This window comes from Streptomyces sp. MBT65, assembly GCF_016612545.1.
Lineage (GTDB): Bacteria > Actinomycetota > Actinomycetes > Streptomycetales > Streptomycetaceae > Streptomyces.
In genome coordinates this window covers 1-3,941 of record NZ_JAENRY010000487.1, presented here as the reverse complement: position 1 = coordinate 3,941, position 3,941 = coordinate 1, and the positions used below count along the sequence as shown (strand labels likewise).

Genomic DNA, 3,941 nt, shown 5'->3' with positions numbered 1-3,941 from the left:
GCGCAACCAGTTCGGCGGCCACGCCGTCGAGACCAAGTAGGCGCGCCGTGGGGGATCTTCTGCTGGTCCGCCACGGCGAGACGGAGTGGAGCGTGTCGGGCCAGCACACCAGCTGGACCGACCTGCCCCTCACCCGGCACGGCGAGGAACAGGCCAAGTCCCTCGCCCCGCTCCTGGCGGGCCGGACCTTCGCACTCGCCCTGAGCAGCCCGCTCGACCGCGCGATACGCACCGCCGAACTCGCGGGCATCACCGGGGCCGTACCCGACCCCGATCTGCACGTGCGGTCCGGGCCGCGGTCGTCCTCTGGGCGCGCGGCCGGTGCGCGGCTAGAGTCCCGCTTGATGGAGATCAACGATCTGACACAGGCCGAGCAAGAGGTCTGGCGGGCCTTCCCGTTGGGCGATTCCGTGGACTTCCGTACGGCACCGGACGAGGACATCGCCCTCGGCGGCGACTGGGGGCCCGAACGGATCGTCCGCGCCGAGGTGTTGCGGGCGCTGGTGCTCAACGGGCCCCAGGAAGCGGGGGAGATAGCGTCCCTGAGTGTGGCGGGCGCCCGGGTCGTCGGCATGCTCGATCTGCAGTACGCGACGATCGACCACCCCGTCCGGCTGCGGAACTGCTACTTCGACGAGGTACCCCGCTTCTACGCCTCCCGCCTGCGCGAGCTCAACCTCAGCGAGTCCGTGCTGCCCGGGCTGACCGCCCATGCGATGCGGGTGGACGGCGTGCTGCGGATGACACGGTCCCGGTTCCGGGGAGTGGTGCGGCTCGCCGGGGCGAAGATCGCCGGCAGCCTGTTCATGGAGAGCTCGGAGATCATCGCGCCGGACGCGGAGGAGCCGGTGCTCCAGCTCAACCAGGCCGCCATCGGCGACGACCTGCGGGCAGCCGGGCTGCGCACCCACGGTCAGATACGGCTCAGCGGCGCGAGTGTCGCCGGGTCGGTCAACTTCAACACGACGCACCTGTCCAACCCCGGGGGCTCCGCCATCGACGCCGAAGTACTCGTCGTGGAGGGCAACATCCTGCTCCGGCAGGCCCGGGTCGAGGGCTGGGTCGGGCTGCGCGGCGCCCGGATCGCGGGCCGCCTCGACCTGTCGTACAGCACCCTGTCGAACCCGGGCAGCTCCGCGCTGCTGGCGAGCAGCGCCACCATCGGGGAGCTCTGGCTGCGGGAGAGTCCGCCCGTCGAGGGGGGTGTGGTGCTGCGCAGTGCGCAGATCGACGTGCTGCTGCTGGAGCCGCAGGTGGTGCCGGGCCAGGTGTACCTCACCAGCCTCGTCTACACCTCGCTCATCCCCCACGAGCCGGCCGAGCGCCGCCTGACCATGCTGGAGCAGGACGGCGACGGCTATGTTCCGCACGCCTACGAGCAGTTGGCCGGTGCCTACCGCCGCACCGGTGACGACTTCGCCGCCCGCCGCGTCCAACTCGCCAAACAGCGCCGCCTGCGCGGCACCCTCCCGCGGTACGCCCGTGTCTGGGGCTACGTCCAGGACGCCACCGTCGGCTACGGCTTCCGCCCGCTGCGCGCCTGCGGCTGGCTGCTGTCGCTGCTGGCGATCGGCTCCGTCGCGTACGGCCTGCATCACCCGCACGCCCTCAAGCCGTCCGAGGCACCGCACTTCAACCCGGTGTTCTACACGCTCGACCTGCTGCTGCCGGTGATCTCCTTCGGCCAGGAGGAGGCGTTCGCGCCGGCCGGCTGGTACCAGTACCTCGCCTACGCCCTGATCATCACCGGCTGGATCCTGGCCACGACGGTCGTCACCGGTGTGACCAGGACCGTCAGCCGCCAGTGAGGAGCTTCGCGGCGCGCTGGGCGGCCAGCCGCACCGGCGCGTTCTGGGCGCCGTAGCCGCGGTAGTCGCCGTCGCGCTGGACGAGTTCGAAGAAGACCCGCCCGACGGTACGGGTGTAGCAGTGCCGGAACTCGCCGCCGGCGTCCCGGTCGTAGAGGATGCCGAGGCTCTGGTACGTCTCCAACTCGCCCTCGGTGAGGTCGAATCGGGCCGCGAGGTCGTCGTAGTAGTTCGCGGGCATCCGCAGCAACCGGCCGCCCCGTTCCTGGAAGGTGCGGGCCGCCGCGACCAAGTCCCTTGCGGCGAGGGCGATGTGCTGGGCGTGGGTGTCGTCCTCGGTCGGGGCCGCGCCGACGCTCAGGGCGATACGGACGCTGCCGTCGGGGGTGGTGACGGCGCGGCTGCGGAGCAGGCCGTAGGGGTCGGCGACGTCGACGCTCTCCTGGGCGTCGAGTCCAAGGACGGTGCGGTGGAAGAGAGTTGCCTCGTCGAAGTGGTGCCAGGGCTGGGTGAGGGCGAGGTGGTCGATGCGGTGGACGCCTGTGCCCGGGGGCGGTTGAGCGGTGGTGTCGGTGAAGTCGGCGCGCCAGCCGGGGAGTTCGGGGGCGGTCGTGACGGTCGTAGCGGTCGGGGCGGTCGGGGCGGTCGGGGCGCAGAAGAAGAGTTCCGTGCCGTCCGGTGCGGCGACCGCTTCGAGCGGGGCGTCCTCGGGTGCGCGGCGGCGTGGCAGGACGGGCGCGAGGAGGGCCTCGGCGCGGCGGGCCGCACCCTGGGGGTCGGGGGATTCCAGTCCGATCGCCGCGAGCGCGGTGCCGTCCCGTCGTACGGCGGGGCCGGTGTTGACCAGGATGCGGGCCTCGCCCTGCTGCCACAGGTCGACCGGCTTGCTGCGGTGGCGGGCGGTGCGGGCAAAGCCGAGGGCGCCGAGCAGGGCGGAGACGGGTTCGGCGTCGGGCGTGACGAGTTCGGCGAAGGCGATGCCCGTGGGGACGACGGGGGCGGGGAGCCGCGAGAGACCGACCGTCTCCTGGAGGACGAGCAGCGAGCGGTGGGCGTCGACCGCGGTCGGGCCCGCTTCCGCCTGCCGGAACACGTCGTTGAAGACCTCCAGCGAGAGCGGGCCGTCGTAGCCGGCGCTCAGGACGTGCCGGACGAGTCCGGCGACGTCGAAGCCGCCCTGGCCGGGGAAGCAGCGGTAGTGGCGGCTCCACTGCAGGACGTCCATCGCGAGCAGCGGGGCGTCGGCGAGCTGGAGGAAGAAGATCTTCTCACCGGGGATGTCCTCGATGCCCTTGGGATCGGAACCCCGGGAGAGGATGTGGAAGCTGTCCAGGCAGGTGCCGAGCGCGGGGTGACCGGCCGCCTCGACGATGCGCCACGCATGGTCGTACGTACTGACGTGCCGCCCCCAGGCGAGCGCCTCGTAGGCGACCCGGACCCCGAACTCCTGCGCGAGATCAGCGAGTTGGCCGAGCTGGTCCGCAGCGAGGGCGTCGTCGTCCTCGGCGAGCGGCGAGACGCTTGAGCAGACGAGCACGGTGTCGGTACCGAGCCTGCGCATCAACTCGAACTTGCGCCGGGCACGGCGCAGATTGTGGACGAACTCCGCCTCGGGGACCGCCTCGATGTCCCGCATGGGTTGATAGAGGTCGATCGACAGCCCGAGATCTTCGCACCGGGCGCGGATCTCCTCCGGGCCGAGGGGGCTGGCAAGGAGGTCGTTCTCGAAGATCTCCACACCGTCGAACCCGGCCCGGGAGGCAGCAGCGAGCTTCTCGGTGAGGGAGCCGCTGAGGGAGACGGTGGCGATGGATGTACGCATCGGGGTACCTCTCGATTTCGGGGCGGGCGGGGCCGGTTACAGGGCTATTTCGGCGTGGGCACCGCACCGGCCAGTTCCGCGATGTCGGTCAGCATCCGCGTGGTGTCCGGCTCGCGGCCGGTGAACAGGCGGAAGGCGTCGGCTGCCTGGAAGACCGCCATGCCGCCGCCGTCGAGGGTGGCGCAGCCTAACGCGCGGGCCAGGCTGAGCAGTTGGGTCTCCAGGGGGCGGTAGACCACCTCGGCGACCCACAGCGAGGAGTCCAACAGGCGGGCGGGGAAGGGCAGTCCGGGGTGGGCGGCCATTCCGGT

2 protein-coding genes and 2 pseudogenes are annotated in these 3,941 nt (G+C 71.6%); 2 read left to right on the top strand and 2 right to left on the bottom strand.

Annotated elements, in window-relative coordinates:
• Positions 1-47 precede the first annotated feature (47 nt).
• A pseudogene (locus JHN63_RS53640) lies at positions 48-188 on the top strand (phosphoglycerate mutase family protein); the annotation flags it as partial.
• Positions 189-344: 156 nt separating this feature from the next.
• Positions 345-1,808, top strand: coding sequence for a membrane-associated oxidoreductase (locus JHN63_RS48840; protein ID WP_234478850.1), 1,464 nt, complete (start codon positions 345-347; stop codon positions 1,806-1,808).
• Here the strand turns inward: JHN63_RS48840 and JHN63_RS48835 are convergent.
• A complete protein-coding gene (locus JHN63_RS48835) occupies positions 1,795-3,630 on the bottom strand; it encodes a bifunctional sugar phosphate isomerase/epimerase/4-hydroxyphenylpyruvate dioxygenase family protein (protein ID WP_200691585.1) in 1,836 nt (611 codons plus the stop codon). The two genes, JHN63_RS48840 and JHN63_RS48835, sit on opposite strands and share 14 nt — an antisense overlap.
• 44 nt (positions 3,631-3,674) lie before the next feature.
• A pseudogene (locus tag JHN63_RS48830) lies at positions 3,675-3,941 on the bottom strand (shikimate dehydrogenase); the annotation flags it as partial.